Origin of the sequence: Sphingomonas aurea (assembly GCF_030678875.1) — a bacterium.
Taxonomy (GTDB): domain Bacteria; phylum Pseudomonadota; class Alphaproteobacteria; order Sphingomonadales; family Sphingomonadaceae; genus Sphingomonas; species Sphingomonas aurea.
The window spans coordinates 340697-357252 of record NZ_JAUUDS010000001.1; the positions used below are offsets into that span (position 1 = coordinate 340697).

General features: G+C 69.4%; 18 protein-coding genes and 1 tRNA gene. 10 read left to right on the top strand and 9 right to left on the bottom strand.

Translation table 11 applies throughout. The features are described from left to right. The first annotated feature begins 8 nt into the window (after positions 1-8). Positions 9-1853, top strand: a complete 1845-nt coding sequence (locus Q5H91_RS01730) for an acetyl/propionyl/methylcrotonyl-CoA carboxylase subunit alpha (protein WP_305172347.1) — start codon at positions 9-11, stop codon at positions 1851-1853. 3 nt (positions 1854-1856) lie between these two features. Here Q5H91_RS01730 and Q5H91_RS01735 read toward each other — a convergent pair whose 3' ends face one another. Further along, positions 1857-2687, bottom strand: coding sequence for a class I SAM-dependent methyltransferase (locus Q5H91_RS01735; RefSeq protein WP_305171499.1), 831 nt, complete (start codon positions 2685-2687; stop codon positions 1857-1859). A 42-nt stretch (positions 2688-2729) separates the two neighbouring features. Between Q5H91_RS01735 and Q5H91_RS01740 the strand changes: the two genes are divergently transcribed. From Q5H91_RS01740 to Q5H91_RS01765, 6 genes are all read left to right on the top strand, one after another. Continuing rightward, positions 2730-3461 carry a ComF family protein gene (locus Q5H91_RS01740; RefSeq protein WP_305171500.1) on the top strand — a complete coding sequence of 244 codons (732 nt, stop codon included), beginning with the start codon at positions 2730-2732 and terminating at the stop codon, positions 3459-3461. 32 nt (positions 3462-3493) lie between these two features. Further along, on the top strand, positions 3494-3751 hold the full coding sequence (gene grxC / locus Q5H91_RS01745) for a glutaredoxin 3 (RefSeq protein WP_305171501.1): 258 nt from the start codon (positions 3494-3496) through the stop codon (positions 3749-3751). After that, positions 3748-4572, top strand: coding sequence for a carbon-nitrogen hydrolase family protein (locus Q5H91_RS01750; RefSeq protein ID WP_305171502.1), 825 nt, complete (start codon positions 3748-3750; stop codon positions 4570-4572). The genes grxC and Q5H91_RS01750 overlap by 4 nt, the downstream gene beginning before the upstream one ends. Further along, positions 4569-4997, top strand: a complete 429-nt coding sequence (locus tag Q5H91_RS01755) for a DUF1178 family protein (RefSeq protein ID WP_305171503.1) — start codon at positions 4569-4571, stop codon at positions 4995-4997. Before Q5H91_RS01750 ends, Q5H91_RS01755 begins: the two co-directional genes overlap by 4 nt. Then, on the top strand, positions 4994-5911 hold the full coding sequence (locus tag Q5H91_RS01760) for a DMT family transporter (RefSeq protein WP_305171504.1): 918 nt from the start codon (positions 4994-4996) through the stop codon (positions 5909-5911). The genes Q5H91_RS01755 and Q5H91_RS01760 overlap by 4 nt, the downstream gene beginning before the upstream one ends. A 78-nt stretch (positions 5912-5989) precedes the next feature. After that, positions 5990-6066 (top strand) — tRNA-Arg (locus Q5H91_RS01765). A gap of 25 nt (positions 6067-6091) precedes the next feature. Here Q5H91_RS01765 and Q5H91_RS01770 read toward each other — a convergent pair. Both Q5H91_RS01770 and Q5H91_RS01775 read right to left on the bottom strand, forming a co-directional pair. Further along, positions 6092-6358, bottom strand: coding sequence for an SWIB/MDM2 domain-containing protein (locus tag Q5H91_RS01770; protein WP_305171505.1), 267 nt, complete (start codon positions 6356-6358; stop codon positions 6092-6094). Between the two features lie 45 nt (positions 6359-6403). Continuing rightward, positions 6404-6607, bottom strand: coding sequence for a hypervirulence associated TUDOR domain-containing protein (locus Q5H91_RS01775; RefSeq protein ID WP_305171506.1), 204 nt, complete (start codon positions 6605-6607; stop codon positions 6404-6406). A 68-nt stretch (positions 6608-6675) separates the two neighbouring features. On the opposite strand from Q5H91_RS01775, the gene folE reads away from it, so the two are divergent. Then, positions 6676-7314: a GTP cyclohydrolase I FolE gene (gene folE / locus Q5H91_RS01780; protein WP_305171507.1), complete on the top strand. Its 639-nt coding sequence runs from the start codon at positions 6676-6678 to the stop codon at positions 7312-7314. Continuing rightward, a complete protein-coding gene (locus tag Q5H91_RS01785; RefSeq protein WP_305172348.1) occupies positions 7311-8057 on the top strand; it encodes an SDR family oxidoreductase in 747 nt (248 codons plus the stop codon). The genes folE and Q5H91_RS01785 overlap by 4 nt, the downstream gene beginning before the upstream one ends. A gap of 49 nt (positions 8058-8106) precedes the next feature. On the opposite strand, the gene leuA is transcribed toward Q5H91_RS01785, so the two are convergent. The 6 genes from leuA to miaA form a co-directional block, all read right to left on the bottom strand. Further along, the gene (leuA, locus tag Q5H91_RS01790; RefSeq protein ID WP_305171508.1) at positions 8107-9768 is read right to left on the bottom strand and encodes a 2-isopropylmalate synthase; all 1662 of its coding nucleotides are present in this window, start codon (positions 9766-9768) and stop codon (positions 8107-8109) included. A gap of 234 nt (positions 9769-10002) precedes the next feature. Next, entirely contained in the window at positions 10003-10608 is a 606-nt protein-coding gene (locus Q5H91_RS01795; RefSeq protein WP_305171509.1) for a YceI family protein, read from the bottom strand. Between the two features lie 407 nt (positions 10609-11015). Then, the gene (gene ilvC, locus Q5H91_RS01800) at positions 11016-12035 is read right to left on the bottom strand and encodes a ketol-acid reductoisomerase (RefSeq protein WP_305171510.1); all 1020 of its coding nucleotides are present in this window, start codon (positions 12033-12035) and stop codon (positions 11016-11018) included. A gap of 107 nt (positions 12036-12142) precedes the next feature. Then, positions 12143-12658 (bottom strand): acetolactate synthase small subunit, encoded by a 516-nt coding sequence (gene ilvN, locus Q5H91_RS01805; protein WP_305171511.1) that lies wholly within the window; start codon positions 12656-12658, stop codon positions 12143-12145. Positions 12659-12803: 145 nt separating this feature from the next. Beyond that, on the bottom strand, positions 12804-14567 hold the full coding sequence (ilvB, locus tag Q5H91_RS01810; protein ID WP_305171512.1) for a biosynthetic-type acetolactate synthase large subunit: 1764 nt from the start codon (positions 14565-14567) through the stop codon (positions 12804-12806). Continuing rightward, the gene (gene miaA, locus Q5H91_RS01815) at positions 14564-15565 is read right to left on the bottom strand and encodes a tRNA (adenosine(37)-N6)-dimethylallyltransferase MiaA (RefSeq protein WP_305171513.1); all 1002 of its coding nucleotides are present in this window, start codon (positions 15563-15565) and stop codon (positions 14564-14566) included. Before miaA ends, ilvB begins: the two co-directional genes overlap by 4 nt. Here miaA and serB point away from each other — a divergent pair. Beyond that, a complete protein-coding gene (gene serB / locus Q5H91_RS01820; RefSeq protein ID WP_305171514.1) occupies positions 15558-16442 on the top strand; it encodes a phosphoserine phosphatase SerB in 885 nt (294 codons plus the stop codon). The genes miaA and serB overlap by 8 nt on opposite strands. Positions 16443-16556: the final 114 nt, after the last annotated feature.

Sequence of the window (16556 nt, forward strand, 5' to 3'; positions counted from 1 at the left end):
CCATGCCGATCATCCCCTCGCTGCTGATCGCCAATCGCGGCGAGATCGCCTGCCGGATCATCCGCACCGCGCGCCGGGTGGGCATCCGAACGGTCGCGGTCTATTCCGACGCGGATGCCGATGCGCTCCACGTCCGCATGGCCGACACCGCCGTTGCCATCGGACCGGCAGCGGCGCGCGAGAGCTATCTGGTCGGCGAGCGGATTATCGCCGCCGCGAAGGAGAGCGGCGCCGCGGCGATCCACCCCGGCTATGGCTTCCTGTCGGAGAATGCCGAGTTTGCCGAGGCGGTTACGGCTGCCGGCCTGATCTGGGTCGGCCCACGTCCCGCCAGCATCCGCGCGATGGGGCTGAAGGATGCGGCCAAGGCGCGGATGATCGCGGCGGGCGTGCCGGTCACGCCCGGCTATCTGGGCGAGGACCAGTCGCCCGACCGGCTGGCGGCAGAGGCGGCGGCGATCGGCTATCCGGTGCTCATCAAGGCGGTGGCCGGCGGCGGCGGCAAGGGGATGCGCCGCGTCGACGACCCCGCTGCCTTCGCCGACGCGCTTGCCTCCTGCCAGCGCGAGGCGGCGTCCTCGTTCGGCGACGCGCGCGTGCTGATCGAGAAGTACATCCTGTCGCCCCGCCATATCGAGGTGCAGGTCTTCGGCGACACGCACGGGAACGTCGTCCACCTGTTCGAGCGCGACTGCTCGCTCCAGCGCCGCCACCAGAAGGTGATCGAGGAGGCGCCGGCGCCGGGCATGGATGACGCCACTCGCGCCGCCGTGTGCGACGCGGCGGTGAAGGCGGCGCGTGCGGTCGACTATGTCGGCGCGGGCACGATCGAGTTCATCGCCGACGCCAGTGAAGGGCTTCGTGCCGACCGTATCTGGTTCATGGAAATGAACACGCGGCTTCAGGTCGAGCATCCGGTGACCGAGGCGATCACCGGCCAGGATCTGGTCGAGTGGCAGCTGCGAGTCGCCTCCGGCGAGCCGCTGCCGCTGCGTCAGGATGAACTGGCGATCCGTGGCTGGGCGATGGAGGCGCGCCTCTATGCCGAGGATCCGGCGAAAGGCTTCCTGCCGTCGATCGGGCGGCTCGACCGGTTTGATCTGGGCAATGCGGTGCGGATCGATACGGGGGTCGAGCAGGGCGCGACGATCTCGCCCTGGTACGATCCGATGATCGCCAAGCTGATTGCGTGGGGGCCGGACCGGGATACCGCCCGCACCACGCTGGCCGAGGCGGTGGAGCAGGCGGTGATCTGGCCGGTGCGCACCAATGCCGGCTTCCTGGTACGCGCGCTGGAGCATCCCGGCTTTGCGGCTGGCGAGATGGATACGGGACTGATCGCGCGCGAAGGGGACGCGCTGATGCCGTCTGCTCGCCCCACCGAGGTGGCGCTGGCCGATGCGGCGGCGGCGCTGGCCGGGGCAGGGCCGCTGGCGGGGTTTCGGCTGAACGCACCGGCACGCCGGGATGCCCTGTTCCTGCTCGATGACGAGGCGGTCAGCCTGCCCGTCGGGGCGGAGGCACATGAGGATGCGGGTGATGGTCAGCCCGACCTGCTGATCGCCGAGCGCGGGCAGGTCTGGCGGCTGGCGCCGTGGCGGGCGTCGGGCGGGGCGTCGGGCGGGGCGGCGGATGGCGTGATCCTGTCGCCGATGCCAGGCCGGGTGATCGCCGTCGACGTGACGGCGGGCGACACGGTGACGCGCGGACAGAAGCTCGTCACGCTGGAGGCGATGAAGATGGAACATGCGCTGACCGCCCCGTTCGACGGGGTGGTCGAGGAACTGCCGGTCGCGGCGGGCGCACAGGTGACCGAGGGGGCGCTGCTGATCCGGATCGGGGCGGTGGAATAACGGCTAAGGCTTCAGCGCATCCGCCAGCGAGGTGCGCCCGCTGCCGCGCCGGGCCGGCAGCGGCTGGCTGGGATCGGGCGACCAGCCGGTCAGATAGATGATGTCGATCCGCTCGCGTGTGCGCCCGTCCGCCCCTGCCGCCGCGCTGAACGCCTGAGCCGCCCCCGCCAGCGCTGCGCGGGACAGGGGGTGCCGTTCGGCGAGGACACCGGTGCCGGCCATGCCGCGCAGATCCTCGACCAGACGGAACAGATCCGGATAGCCGATGTCGAGCGTCTCGATATCGGCGACCGGCAGTGCGAAGCCCGCGCGGACCAGCAGGTCGCCGGCCGATCGCACATCGACCTGCGGGTGCAGCCGCGCCACCGGCCGCTCGCGCTCCGCTGTCGCCAGCGCGCGGCGCAGGACGGGAAACGACCCCGCGCCGACGAACGCCGCCAGGAACAGTCCGTCGGGCCGCAGCACCCGGCGCGCCAACGTCAGCGCGCCGGGCAGGTCGCCGATCTGGTCGAGTACCCCGGCACTGACGACGCAGTCGAATGCACCATCGGCAAAGGGCAGGCGATCCTCGTCCCCCTGCACGCCGGCGCTGGCCCGTGCGAAGCGATAGCCCGCATCGACCCGCGCGATACGAGCGCCGGCCGGCACCGGGAAGGCGCCGTCGAAACTGCCCAGGTCGAGGATATCGGTGAAGTCGCGCGTCACCGCGTCGAGCCGCTCGGCAATCCCGTCGAGCATCGCCGCGCGCAGGAAATCATGCGCACCATAGCCTGGTGCGGCGCGATCGCGCCGCCGCCGGCGCAGCGCGCGATCGAAGATGTCGGGGACGGCCATGCCGGCGCTTGTGCCCCGCGCGGTCCGCAGCGACAAGCGGCGATGCTCCGCCCGCTGACGACTCCGCTGCGCTGGATCGCGGATTACGCCCTGCCGCCGCGCTGCCCCGGCTGCGGCGTGCCGGTGGGGGCCGATCATCGCTTCTGCGCCGATTGCTGGAGCGGACTGCGCTTCCTGGGGCCACCCTGGTGCGCGGCGTGCCACCTGCCGTTCGACCATGACCGTGGCGCCGATGCGGTCTGCGCGGCGTGTGCGCAGACGCCGCCCCGCCACGCCGGGGTTCGTGCCGCCGTCGCCTATGGCCCGGTCGCGGGCGCGCTGGCGGTGCGGCTGAAACATGGCGGGCGGATCGCGCTGGCCGATACGATGGCGCGCGCCATGGTGCGGTTGATGCCCGAAGACGCCGACCTGCTGGTGCCGGTGCCGCTCCATCGCGGACGGCTGTGGCGACGCGGGTTCAATCAGGCGGTCCTGATTGGTGCGGCGGTGTCGCGACTGACCGGGGTAACGCAGCCGGTGGACGCGCTGGAGCGACGCCGCGCGACGACGCTGCTGCGCGGGCTCGGCCGGCGCGCGCGGGCCAGGACGGTCGCGGGGGCATTCGTCGTGCCGGCGGGGCGACGCAATCTGGTCAGGGGACGGGCGGTGGTGCTGGTCGACGACGTCTATACGACCGGCGCGACCGCCGCTGCCTGCACCCGGGCACTGCGCGCGGCGGGCGCACGGTCGGTGACGGTGCTGTGCTGGGCGCGGGTATTGCCGGGCGACGATTGACAAGCGACGGTCGGCATCACACCTCCGTCGGCATGGCCCAGGTAGAAATCTATACGAAGGCGTTTTGCCCCTATTGCTCCCGCGCAATGCGCCTGCTGGCGGACAAGGGCGTCACGCCCGAGGAGGTCGACATCACCATGGGCGGCCCGCGCCGGCAGGAGATGATCCAGCGCGCCAACGGTCGCACCACGGTGCCGCAGGTCTTCATCGACGGGCGGCATATCGGCGGCTCGGACGATCTGGTCGCGCTCGACCGGGCAGGGGGGCTCGACCCGCTGCTGGCGGCGTGAAGGTCGCTCTCCTCCAGATGACGGCCGGGATCGACCCGGCCGCCAATACCGCGACCCTGGTCGACGCGATCGATTGCGCGGCGGGGGAGGGCGCAACGATGCTGTTCACGCCCGAGATGTCGGGGTTGCTCGACCGCGACCGGCAGCGCGGCGCGGCGAAGGTGGTCGTCGAAGCGGACGACCGGGTACTCGCCGCCGTGTGCGAGGCCGCGGCGCGACAAGGCCTGTGGGTGCATCTCGGCTCGCTGGCGATCCGGCGGGCGGACGGCCGCTTCGCCAATCGCGGCTTCGTGATCGATGCGAAGGGGGCGATCCGGGCCCGCTACGACAAGCTGCATCTGTTCGATGTCGACCTGCCGACCGGCGAGAGCTGGCGCGAATCGGCCAGCTACGCGCCTGGCGAGGCGGCGGTCGTGGTCGAGACGCCGCTGGGGCCGCTGGGCCTGTCGATCTGCTACGACCTGCGCTTTCCAGACCTGTATCGCGCGCTGAGCGATGCCGGCGCGACGGTGCTGGCGATGCCCGCCGCCTTTACCCGGCCGACCGGTGCGGCGCACTGGCACACGCTGCTGCGCGCCCGCGCGATCGAGGCGGGAGCGTTCGTAATCGCCGCGGCACAGGCCGGCGTGCATGACGATGGTCGCGCCACCTACGGCCACTCGCTGGTGGTCGATCCCTGGGGCGAGGTGCTGCTCGACATGGGCGAGGCGGCAGGCTTGGCGACGGTGACGCTCCGTCAGGAGCGATTGGCCGAGGTGCGCGCGCGCATCCCGGCGCTCCAGCACCGCCGCGCGATCCCGCCGGTCGAGCGGATCGCATGATCGTCTTCGACCTTCGCTGCGATGCCGGCCACGTGTTCGAGGCTTGGTTCGCCTCCAGCGCGGCATGGGATCAACAGCGGGGGGCGGGCCATGTCGCCTGCCCGATCTGCGGCGACACGCGGGTCGAGAAGGCGGTGATGGCACCGGCGGTCGCGGCCAAGGGCAATCGTGCGGCAGCGATGACCCCCGCCGCGCTCAAGCAGGCGGTTGCGATGCTCGCCAGCGAGCAGGCGCGAATGCTGAACGGGTCGGAATGGGTCGGCACCAGCTTCGCCCAGCGCGCCCGGGCGATGCACGACGGTGAGGAGGCGCACGCGACCATCCACGGTCAGGCAAGTCTGGCCGAGGCCAAGGCGCTGATCGACGACGGCGTGCCGGTCGCGCCGCTGCCGCTGCCGGTCACCCCGCCGGACCAGGTGCATTGACCGACACGGCCGCGCGGCGCGGCACCGCCTTTCTCGCGCTGACGCTGGCCGGGCTGTTCTGGGGCTTGGGCTTTCCGCTCGGCAAATTGGCATTGCGCGAGGTCGAACCGGCGCATCTGGTGCTGTGGCGCTTCGTCGTCGCAGCGGTCGCGGCGCTGCCGTTCGTGCTGGGCGCGGAGGCGCGGGCACTGTTCCGCTCGCCGGCGGTTCTGGCGGCGGGGGCACTCTATGGCGTCGCGTTCCTCGTTCAGTTCGAGGGATTGGCCGGGGTCACGGTGACGCTCGCGGCGCTGCTGGTCGGGGCGATGCCGGCGCTGGTCGCCATCTCCGCGTGGCTGCTCGGCGAGCGGGTCAGCCGCACATCCTGGGTCGGCGTGGCCGGTGCGACGATCGGGGCGGCGCTGATCGCGGGCAAGCCGGGTGGAGCGGGAACGCCGGTGGGGATTGCCCTGTCGCTCGCCTCGCTGGTGATCTTCCTGGCGTGGCTGCTGGTGCTGAAGCGGGCGCCGGTCACGCGCGGGGCACTGGCGGTGCCGGCAGTCACGCTGGTGGTGGCGACCGCGGTGATCCTGCCGATCGCGCTGCTGCTCCATGGTGCGCCGCCGGTGCGGCTGAGTGCTGTCGCCTGGGGCGGGATCATGGGGCAGGGGCTGCTCTCTACCTTCATCGCCACCGCCGCCTGGCAATATGGCGCGGCACGGGTCGACAGCGCGAGTGCCGGCGTGTTCATCAATATCGAGCCGCTGATCGGCGCGGCGCTGGGCATCGGCCTGTTCGGCGATCCTGCGGGATTGCCGCTGATCGTGGGCGGGATGCTGATCGTCGCGGGCAGCATCGTCGTGGTGCGCGGCGAGCGATCGGGGCCGGGCACCATCCATGTCGCGGAGGCGGCACGGGGGCTCTCGGCGGACTAGAACGAATCGATGCCGGAACGAACAAGGCCGGAATCGTTGACCGGGCGGACGGCTCCGACTATCCGGATCGGCGCCAGTGCCCCCGTAGCTCATCAGGATAGAGCGACGGTTTCCTAAACCGCAGGTAGGAGGTTCGAGTCCTCTCGGGGGCACCAGGCAGCGCCCCCGATCGGCTATTCGTCACGCCTTGGTCAGGTGCGCCGAAATATACTTGTTCATCTCGAACATGGTCGCCTTGTCCTTGCCGAACACCTTGGCCAGCTTGTCGTCGGCCAGGATTTCCCGCTTGTTCTCGGGGTTCTGCAGGTTGTTCTTCTTGATATAGTCCCAGACCTTGCTGATGACTTCGCTGCGCGGCAGCGCGTCGTTGCCGACGATCGCGCCGAGGTCGGCGGACGGCTTCACCGGGGCGTGGATCCCCGTGCCTTCCTTGGTAGCAGTGGCCATGTTCTTCCCTTCCAATCAAATCCTGGCAGTCCGCCCGGGGCGGACTCACGCCTTTTTGAGCGCGGACGCCTTGTGCGCTGCCTTTCCGCCATTGTCACTCTCTACGATATATTGGGGGTCGTCCTTCGACGCGCGGACGGTGTGGCCCTTGATATGGGTATCGCTGGTCTGCTTCTTATCGACCTCGCCGTGCGCGGTGCCGCCGTGCGATTTCCAGGTCACCTTGTCGCCCTTCTTCAGATCGGCCATCGCAGTCTCTCCTTGATCGAAGCGGATCAAGCGCGGCAGCCGCTGGTTGGTTGCGTGTGGAGGATCGAGTGGCGGATACCCAGTTTAACGGCAGCCCCGAAGACGGCGACCTGATCGGCAGCGACGGCAAGATCGCGGTGCCGGCGCATGTCGAGGATGCGATCCGCACGCTGATCCGCTGGGCCGGCGACGATCCCGCGCGCGAGGGGCTGGTCGACACCCCCCGCCGCGTCGCGCGGGCATGGCGCGAATATTGCGCCGGCTATGCCGATGATCCCTCGGTCCATCTGGCGCGGGTGTTCGAGGAGGTCGGCGGCTATGACGAGATCGTGCTGCTGAAGGACATCCCGTTCCAGTCGCATTGCGAGCATCACATGGCACCGATCATCGGCCGGGCGCACATCGCCTATCTGCCGCGCGATCACGTCGTCGGTATATCGAAGCTGGCGCGCGTGCTGCACGGTTTCGCGCGGCGGCTGCAGGTGCAGGAGCGGCTGACCGCAGAGGTCGCCGATTGTATCTGGACCTACCTGAAGCCGCTGGGCGTCGCGGTGGTGATCGAGGCGTCCCATGCCTGCATGACCGCGCGCGGCGTGCGGACGCCGGGGGTGGCGATGGTCACCAGCCGGATGATGGGCGTGTTCCGCGAGGATGAGCGCAGCCGCAAGGAGGTGCTCGACCTGATGGGCATGGGGGCAAAGCGCTGAGCGTGGTGCGGCCGCTGGCGCTGGTGACGGGCGGGTGTCGGCGGCTGGGGGCCAGCATCGCCGCGATGCTGGCGGGCGCCGGATACGACCTGGCGCTGCACGGCAGCCACGATGCCGAGCCGGAGCCGGCGCTGCTCGACGCGATCGGCGCGGCGGGGGCGGCATGGCGGGGCTTCGTCGCGGACTTCGCCGACCCGGTCAGCGCAACCGCGCTCTACGCGCAGGTGGTTGCCGGCTTCGGTCGTGCTCCGGCGCTGCTGGTGAACGGCGCGTCCGTCTTTGGGCAGGATCGGCTGGATGACGTTACCGCCGTCGATCTGGCAGGGGCGCAGGCAGTGAACTGCGCAGCGCCGGTGCTGTTGACCCAGGCTTTCGCGGAGTCGGGCGGTGTGGGGGACCGGTCGGTGGTCAACATTCTGGACCAGCGGATCGCGCATCCGCATGCCGACCAGCTCGCCTATACGCTCGCCAAGCTGGGGCTGGCCGGGCTGACGCGGATCGGTGCGGCCGGCATTCGCGTCAACGGCGTCGCGCCGGGGCTGACGCTGCCGACCGGCGACTATGACGCGGCGCAGATGGCGACGTTGGCGGCACGCATGCCGCTATCCCGGTTGCCGACACCGGGAGATATCGCGGCGGCGGTGCTGTTCTGCGCGCGAACATCGGCGCTGGACCGGCAGGTGTTGTTCGTCGACGGAGGCGCGCACCTCGTCCGGTTCGAGCGGGACTTCTTGCACCTGTAGCAACACCCCGTCACCCCGGCTCAAGGCCGGGGTGACGGAGGTGGAGGCGTCAGCCCGCCCGGTTCGCCGCCGACAGCACCGCGCGGACAGAGGCGGTGGCGATATCGGCGTCGATGCCAACGCCGAAGACCGTCCGCCCGTCCTGGGTCCGGCACTCGACATACGCGGCGGCCTGCGCGTCGGCGCCGTGGCCGATCGCGTGCTCGCTATAGTCGACGACGTCGAGCGACGGCCCGGTGCTCTCGCCGAGTGCGGCAATGACGCCGGAGATCAATCCGTTGCCGCGGCCGGAGATCGACCGCTCCTCGCCATCGACCGCGACCCTGCCGACGAACAGGCGCTGGCCGGCACCGCCGCTCTCCTCGTAGTCGCGGAGTACGAAGCGGTCGTCGGTTCGCGGCAGGTACGTCTCCTCGAACCGGCCCCAGATGTCGGCCGCACCCAGTTCGCGGCTGGTCTCGTCGGCCAGCGCCTGGACGTGGCGGCTGAAATCGGCCTGGAGCCGCTTGGGCAGCTTCAGCCCCTTGTCCTGCTCGATCACCCAAGCGACGCCGCCCTTGCCCGACTGCGAGTTGACGCGGATCACCGCCTCGTAGCTGCGGCCCAGGTCCGCCGGGTCGATCGGCAGGTAGGGCACCTCCCAATAGCCATCGTTGCGCTGGCCCTGCGCCGCGAACCCCTTCTTGATCGCGTCCTGGTGCGAGCCGGAGAAGGCGGTGAAGACGAGGTCGCCAGCATAGGGCGTGCGCGGGTGGACGGGTAGGTTGGTGCAATAGGTGATGGTATTCACCACCGCGTCGATGTCCGACAGGTCGAGCCCCGGATCGACCCCTTGCGTGTACATGTTGAGCGCGACCGTCACGAGGTCGCAGTTGCCGGTCCGCTCGCCATTGCCGAGCAGGCAGCCCTCGACCCGGTCTGCGCCCGCCATCATTCCCAGCTCCGCCGCGGCGACGCCGGTGCCGCGGTCGTTGTGGGTGTGGAGCGAGATCACGACGCTGTCGCGGTTGCGGATATGGCGGCCGAACCATTCGATCTGGTCGGCATAGACATTGGGCGTCGCGCACTCGACGGTCGCCGGCAGGTTGAAGATGATCGGCCGCTCCGGCGTCGGCTGCAGCACCTCCATTACCGCCTCGCAGACCTCGACCGAGAAATCGAGTTCGGCGGTCGAGAAGGTTTCCGGGCTGTATTCGAACTGCCAGGCGGTGTCCGGGCGCTTTGCCGCTTCGTCGCGCAGCACCTTGGCGCCGGCGACCGCGATCGCCTTCACCTCGTAGCGCGACATGCCGAACACGATCTTGCGCCAAGCCGGGCTGACCGCGTTGTAGAGGTGGACGATTGCCGCCTTCGCCCCGTCGAGACTGGCGAAGCTCGTCTCGATCAGGTCGCGACGCGACTGGGTGAGCACCTGGACGACGACGTCGTCCGGGATGCGATCGTGCTTGACCAGGCCCGAGATGAAGTCGAACTCGGTCGCGCCGGCGGAGGGGAAACCGACCTCGATCTCCTTCAGCCCCACTTTGACCAGCAGGTCGAACAGCCGCGTCTTCTTCTCGGCGTCCATCGGGTCGATCAGTGCCTGGTTGCCGTCGCGCAGGTCTGTCGACAGCCAGCGGGGGGCGGCCGTGATGACGGCATTGGGCCATTGCCGGTCGGGCAGGGCGATCGGCGGGAAGGGTCGGTATTTGGTCGAGGGATCGCGGAGCATGGTGGTTTCCGGTCTTCGCCCGCGAGCGTCGCGCCCGCGCGGCCTGATGGCGCCTATGGGTGCAAGTCGGCCCTTAGAGAAGCGCGCATGCGTGCGCCGCCGCCCTAAGGGCGGATAAGTCGCAGGCCGGGCAGCGCGATCGTCATCGCCATGCTCCATGACGCGCCGCGCCGCCGCTGTCCAGAGCGGCGGCCGGGATCGGGCCGCGCGATCAAAGCGCGCGGCCCGATCGGATCAGCCCGCCTGGAAGGCGGCGTTGATCGTCAGGTCGACCTTGTCCGATACGACCGGCACGGCCATGCCCAAGCCAAAATCACTGCGATTGATCGATCCGGTCGCGATGAAGCCGAAGTTCAGCTTCTTGTTCATCGGATTGTTGCCCGCCCCGACGAAGCGGGTGGTGAGCGAGACGGGCTTGGTCACGCCCTTGATCGTCAGGTTGCCGTTCAGCATCCAGTGGTCGCCCATCGGCGTGACGCCGGTCGAGACGAACTTCGCGGTCGGGTTGGCCGCGACATCGAAGAAGTCCTTTGACTTGAGGTGAGTGGCGAAGGGGGCGCTGGTGGTGGACAGCTGGTCGAGCGGGAAGGTCACCTCGACCCGGGTCGCCGCTGGCTTGGCGGGATCGACGGTGATCGAGCCCGAACCGGCGCCGAACTGACCCGACAGCATCGAGAAGCCCATGTGGTTGACCGTCCAAGTCACCTGGGTGTGGTTCGGATCGACCTGATAGGTGCCGGCCTTCACCAGCGAGCGGTCGGCGCTGCCCGGCAGACCGGGGGCCTGGGCGATCACCGGCGCGGCGGCAAGGGCGAGGGCGGATAGGACGATCAGGCGCATGGATGGGAACTCCCTGTTGATGCCGGGGTGGTGCCCGGTTGGTGATCGAGCGTCAAATCCCCCGAGCGGCAACGGTGTGTTTCGCCGGGGTAGTCGAGCGCAGAATCGCGGAACCGGACACTACACTCCCCCTCGCATGTCCGGTTCCGCCGGCGTGTGTCCGGCAGGCGAGACGTTTCGGGGCGGCGCTCTCCGGGTGAGGCAGCGGATGGTCATAGCGGTTATCTGCCACGTTTCAGGGCGTGTAGGACAGGGCGGGCGCGACGGCGGATCTGCGTCGTCCGGCGGGGCTTGTTGCCGGGTGAAGGTTGGCTTGGCCGCCGCCCCGTCGGACCCGGCAGAGCCGGGCCCTGTGGGCCGGCTCTGTCGTGCCGGCCGGGCGAACGCCCTGGCGCGCGAGCGGAACGTCAGTTCCGCTCGCGGTCGACCAGCTTGTTCGCCCCGATCCACGGCATCATCGCGCGCAGCTCGGCCCCCGTCTTCTCGATCGGATGCGCCGCCGCCTGCTTGCGCGCCGCCTTCAGCTCGGGCTGGCCGGCGCGGTTGTCGAGGACGAAGTTCTTGACGAAGCGGCCCGACTGGATGTCGGCCAGCACGCGCTTCATCTCCTTCTTCGTCTCGTCGGTGATGATGCGCGGACCGGTGACGATGTCGCCATATTCGGCGGTGTTCGAGATCGAGTAGCGCATGTTGGCGATGCCACCCTCGTACAGCAGGTCGACGATCAGCTTCGTCTCGTGCAGGCACTCGAAATAGGCCATCTCGGGGGCGTAGCCGGCCTCGACCAGCGTCTCGAACCCGGCCTGGATGAGGTGGGTGACGCCGCCGCACAGCACCGCCTGCTCGCCGAACAGGTCGGTTTCGCACTCTTCGCGGAAGTTCGTCTCGATGATGCCCGAGCGGCCGCCGCCGACGCCCGACGCATAGGCGAGCGCGATGTCGTGCGCGTTGCCGCTGGCATCCTGATGGATCGCGATCAGGCAGGGAACGCCGCCGCCGCGGCTATACTCGCTGCGCACCGTGTGGCCGGGGCCCTTCGGCGCGATCATGATGACGTCGATGTCCTTCGGCGGCTCGATCAGGCCGAAATGGACGTTGAGGCCGTGGGCGAAGGCGAGCGCGGCGCCCGGCTTCATGTTGCCCTTCAGGTCGTTCTCCCAGATCGCGGCCTGGTGCTCGTCGGGGGCGAGGATCATGAGGATGTCGGCCCAGCCGGCGGCGGCCTCGTTGGACATGACCTGGAAGCCGGCGTCGGTCGCCTTCTTGGCGGTCGGCGATCCGTCGCGCAGCGCGATCGCGACCTGCTTCACGCCGGAGTCGCGCAGGTTCTGGGCGTGGGCGTGCCCCTGCGAGCCATAGCCGACGATGGCGATCTTCTTGTCGGCGATGAGGTTCAGGTCGGCGTCGCGATCGTAATAGACCTTCATGGTTTTACCCCTTGTCATTCCCGCGCAGGCGGGGTCCAGACCCGCACACGCTAGTGATTATGGATCCCCGCCTGCGCGGGGATGACGAAAAAGAGAATTGTAGCGCGCTACGCTGCGTCGCGCCCGCGCGAGATGGCGACGATGCCGGTGCGGGCGACCTCGACCAGGCCGACCTCGCCCATCAGCTCGACGAACTTGTCGATCTTGTCGCGTCCGCCGGTGACCTCGAAGACGAAGCTCGACGTGGTCGCATCGACGACACGGCCGCGATAGACCTCGGCCAGGCGCATCGCCTCGATCCGCTTGTCGCCGACGCCGGCGACCTTCACCAGCGCCAGCTCGCGCTCGACATGCTCGCCGGCGACGGTCAGGTCGGTGACGCGGTGGACGGGCACCAGCCGGTCGAGCTGCGCCATGATCTGCTCCATCACCGGCGGCGAGGCGCTGGTGACGATGGTGATGCGGCTGACCGCCTTGTCGTGCGTGATCTCCGACACGGTCAGGCTCTCGATATTATAGCCGCGCGCGGTGAACAGGCCGGCGATCCGGGCAAGGATGCCCGGCTCGTTGTCGACGATCACTGCCAGCGTGTGGCGTTCGGCAGTCTCGGTCTTGATGTGCATCTATTCCTCCCCGGAACGGGGAGGGGGACCAGCCGCAGGCTGGTGGAGGGGGATCGCCACGAACGTCCCGCCTGCCGCACTCCCCCTCCACCATGCCGCTTCGCGTCACGGTCCCCCTCCCCGTGCCGGGGAGGAGCTTGAAGTATCAAACCAGCGCCTTGGCCTCGTCGTCCATCTCGCCCGATACCTCGTTGGCCTGCAGGATCATGTCGGTGTGCGCGGCTCCGCTCGGGATCATCGGGAAGCAGTTGGTCAGCTTCGACACCATGCAGTCGACCAGCACCGGCCCGTCATGCGCCAGCATGTCGGCGATGCCACCGTCGAGCTGGTCGAGGGTCTCGATGCGGATGCCCTTCCAGCCGTAAGCCTCGGCCAGCTTGACGAAATCGGGCAGGCTCTCCGAATAGCTCTCGGCATAGCGCGAGGAGTAGGTCAGCTCCTGCCACTGGCGGACCATGCCCATATATTCGTTGTTGAGGATGAAGATCTTGACCGGCAGCCGGTACTGGCTGGCGGTGGCCAGCTCCTGGATGTTCATCTGGATCGAGGCCTCGCCGGCGATGTCGATGACCAGCGCATTGGGGTTGCCGAGCTGCGCGCCGATCGCGGCGGGCAGGCCATAGCCCATGGTGCCGAGCCCGCCCGAGGTCAGCCACTTGTTCGGCGCCTCGAACCCGAAATGCTGGGCGGCCCACATCTGGTGCTGGCCGACCTCGGTCGTGATGATCGGCTGGCGCGCCTTCGTCGCCTCATAGAGTGCGCGGACGGCGCGCTGGGGCATGATCTCGGTGCCGTTGCCCTCGGGAAAGTCGAGGCAGCGGACCGCGCGCCAGCCATCGATGCGGTGGTTCCACTCGGTCAGGTCGGGCCGGGGGTGCTGCCGCGCCTTCCAGATATGGACCATGTCCTCCAGCGCGTGACCGGCATCGGCGATCACCGCCAGATCGACGCGGACATTCTTGTTCACGCTCGACCGGTCGATATCGATATGGACCTTGCGGCTGTTGGGGCTGAACGCGTCGAGGCGGCCGGTGACCCGGTCGTCGAAGCGGCTGCCGATCGCGACGACCAGATCGGCCTGGTTCATCGCCATGTTCGCTTCATAGGTGCCGTGCATCCCGAGCATCCCCAGCCAGTGTGGCCCGGTCGCGGGATAGGCGCCCAGGCCCATCAGGGTCGAGGTGACGGGGGCGCCGGTCAGCCGGACCAGCTCGCGCAGCAGCTGCGATGCCGCCGGCCCGGAGTTGATGATCCCGCCACCGGTATAGAGCACCGGTCGCTCGGCGGCGGCGAGCATGTCGACCACCGCCTCGACCGCAGCGCGGTCGGCCTTCACCTGCGGGCGATAGGTCTTGTGCTGGATCGGACCGGGCTTCGCGTATTTCGCGGTGGCGACCTGAACGTCCTTGGGAATGTCGATCACGACTGGGCCCGGGCGGCCGGAGGTGGCGATGTGGAACGCCTCGTGGATGACGGCGCCCAGCTTTGCCGGGTCCTTCACCAGATAATTATGCTTGGTGCAGTGGCGGGTGATGCCGACGGTGTCCGCCTCCTGAAAGGCGTCGGTGCCGATCAGCCCGGTGGGGACCTGCCCGGTGATGACGACCATCGGGATCGAATCGAGTAGCGCGTCGGTGATGCCGGTGACTGCGTTGGTCGCGCCGGGGCCCGAGGTGACGAGCACGACCCCGGGCTTGCCGGTCGAGCGGGCGTAACCCTCGGCGGCATGGGTCGCGGCCTGCTCGTGGCGGACCAGGATGTGGCGGATGCGACCGCCGCGTTCCTTGGACTGGCGGAACAGGGCGTCGTAGATCGGCAGCACCGCGCCGCCGGGATAGCCGAACACCACCTCTACGCCGAGATCGCACAGCGCCTCGACAAGGATGTCGGCTCCGCTCTTCTCGGTCATGGTGTCGCTCCGTCACTGTCTGGAAGGTCGAGCGGGGCGCTAGAGGGCAGGGGCGGTCCCGTCAACCCGGTTTCAGATAATAAAAAGTCGATGCAGCCATCTACATCGATATTTTGTTGCGCAATGCGCCAGATCGACGGCGGTTGATTGCGGAACCAGGTGAACTGCCTTTTCGCGTACTGCCGGGTATCCAGTTGAAGACGCTGGAGAGCCTCGTTCCGACGAAGCGAACCCGCCAGATGCGCGGCCAGTGGAGGTACGCCGATCGCGCGGCGGATCGGTGCGTCGGCTGGAATATCGGTGCGGGCGAGGAGCGCGGCCACCTCGGCAAGCGCCGGCTCCATCATCGCGGCGGCACGGCGGTCGATCGCCTCGAGCAGCGCCGCGCGCGGGGGTAGGAGGCGGACGGCGGCGAGGCGGATACGATCGCCGATGCCGCCGGCGCGTTGCGCCTGCCACGCCGATAATGGACGGCCGGTCGAGCGTATGACCTCCAGCGCGCGCGCGACCCGCGTGGTGTCGGCGGGGTTGAGCCGTGCCGCCGCAGCTGCGTCCTCCGCCGCCAGCGCGGCGTGGGCGGCGGCGACCGGCAGTGCGCGGACCGCGGCGCGGATGTCCGGGTCGATCGTGGGGACCGGTGCGATCCCGTCGAGCAGGGTGCGCAGGTAGAGGCCGGTGCCGCCGACCAGCACGGGCAGGCGCCCATCGGCCAGCGTCGCCACGATCGCCTCGCGGGCCTCTGCCGCCCAGCGTGCGGCCGAGTAGCCGCCGTCGGCACCGTCGACATGGCCGAACAGGCGGTGCGGCACGCGCTCTTCGTCCTCGGCGGGGGGGCGGGCGGTGAGGACGCGCAGGTCGGCATAGACCTGGCTCGCATCGGCATTGATGACCGTGCCGCGGTGGCGCTCGGCGACCGCGACGGCCGCAGCGGACTTGCCGCTGGCGGTCGGCCCTGCGATGAGCGCGACCCGCGCATTGGGGGGAAGATCGATGTTCACGGCGACGCTGATAGCAGCAGATCGACTGGCCGAGGGAGACGTATCGGCTGCCGCCGACCGGCTGGCCACGGCCGGCTGCACCGTCGCCCGGCAGGACTGGATCGAGCGCGGGGTTGCCGCCGACCTGCGCTTCGAAGGGGATGCCGCGGCCGCCCGTGCCGCGCTGGAGGGCGGCTTTGCCCGCACCGACGTGGTTGTCCAGCCGAGCGAGGGGCGGGCGAAGCGGCTGCTGGTCGCCGACATGGATTCGACCATGATTACGGTCGAGTGCATCGACGAGCTGGCCGATTATGCCGGCATCAAGGCCGAGGTCGCGGAGGTGACCGAACGGGCGATGCGCGGCGAACTGGACTTCGAGGGCGCGCTCGACGCGCGCGTGGCGCTGCTCGCCGGGCTGGGCGAGGATGCGATCGAACGCTGCCTGGCCGAGCGGGTGACGATCATGCCCGGCGCGCGCGCGCTGGTCCGCACGATGCGCGCACGCGGGGCGGCGACGGTGCTGGTGTCGGGCGGCTTCACCCGCTTCGCCGAGCCGGTCGCGCGCGAGATCGGCTTCGATCGCGCCATCGCCAACCGGCTACTGGTCGCGGGCGGTGCGCTGACCGGCCGCGTCGCCAAGCCGATCGTCGGCGCCGCGACCAAGGAGGAAACGCTGCGCAGCGCCGCCACCGAGCGCGGGCTGACGCTGGCCGAGACGCTGGCGGTGGGCGACGGTGCCAACGACCTGCCGATGGTCCGCGCCGCCGGGCTGGGCGTCGCCTATCATGCCAAGCCTGTGGTCGCCGCGGCGGCGGCGGCGCGGATCGAGCATGGCGACCTGACCGCGCTGCTCTACGCGCAGGGCATAGCGCGGGCCGACTGGGTGGTGGAGGAGTAGTCCCCTTCGTCCTGCCGGGCTTGTTCCGGCATGACGGTGATGGCGAGGCTCATTCTGTCCCGTTAACCGCTTCTTAGCGCCGGCCATGTCACCTCGCTTTCGTAAATAACGGAA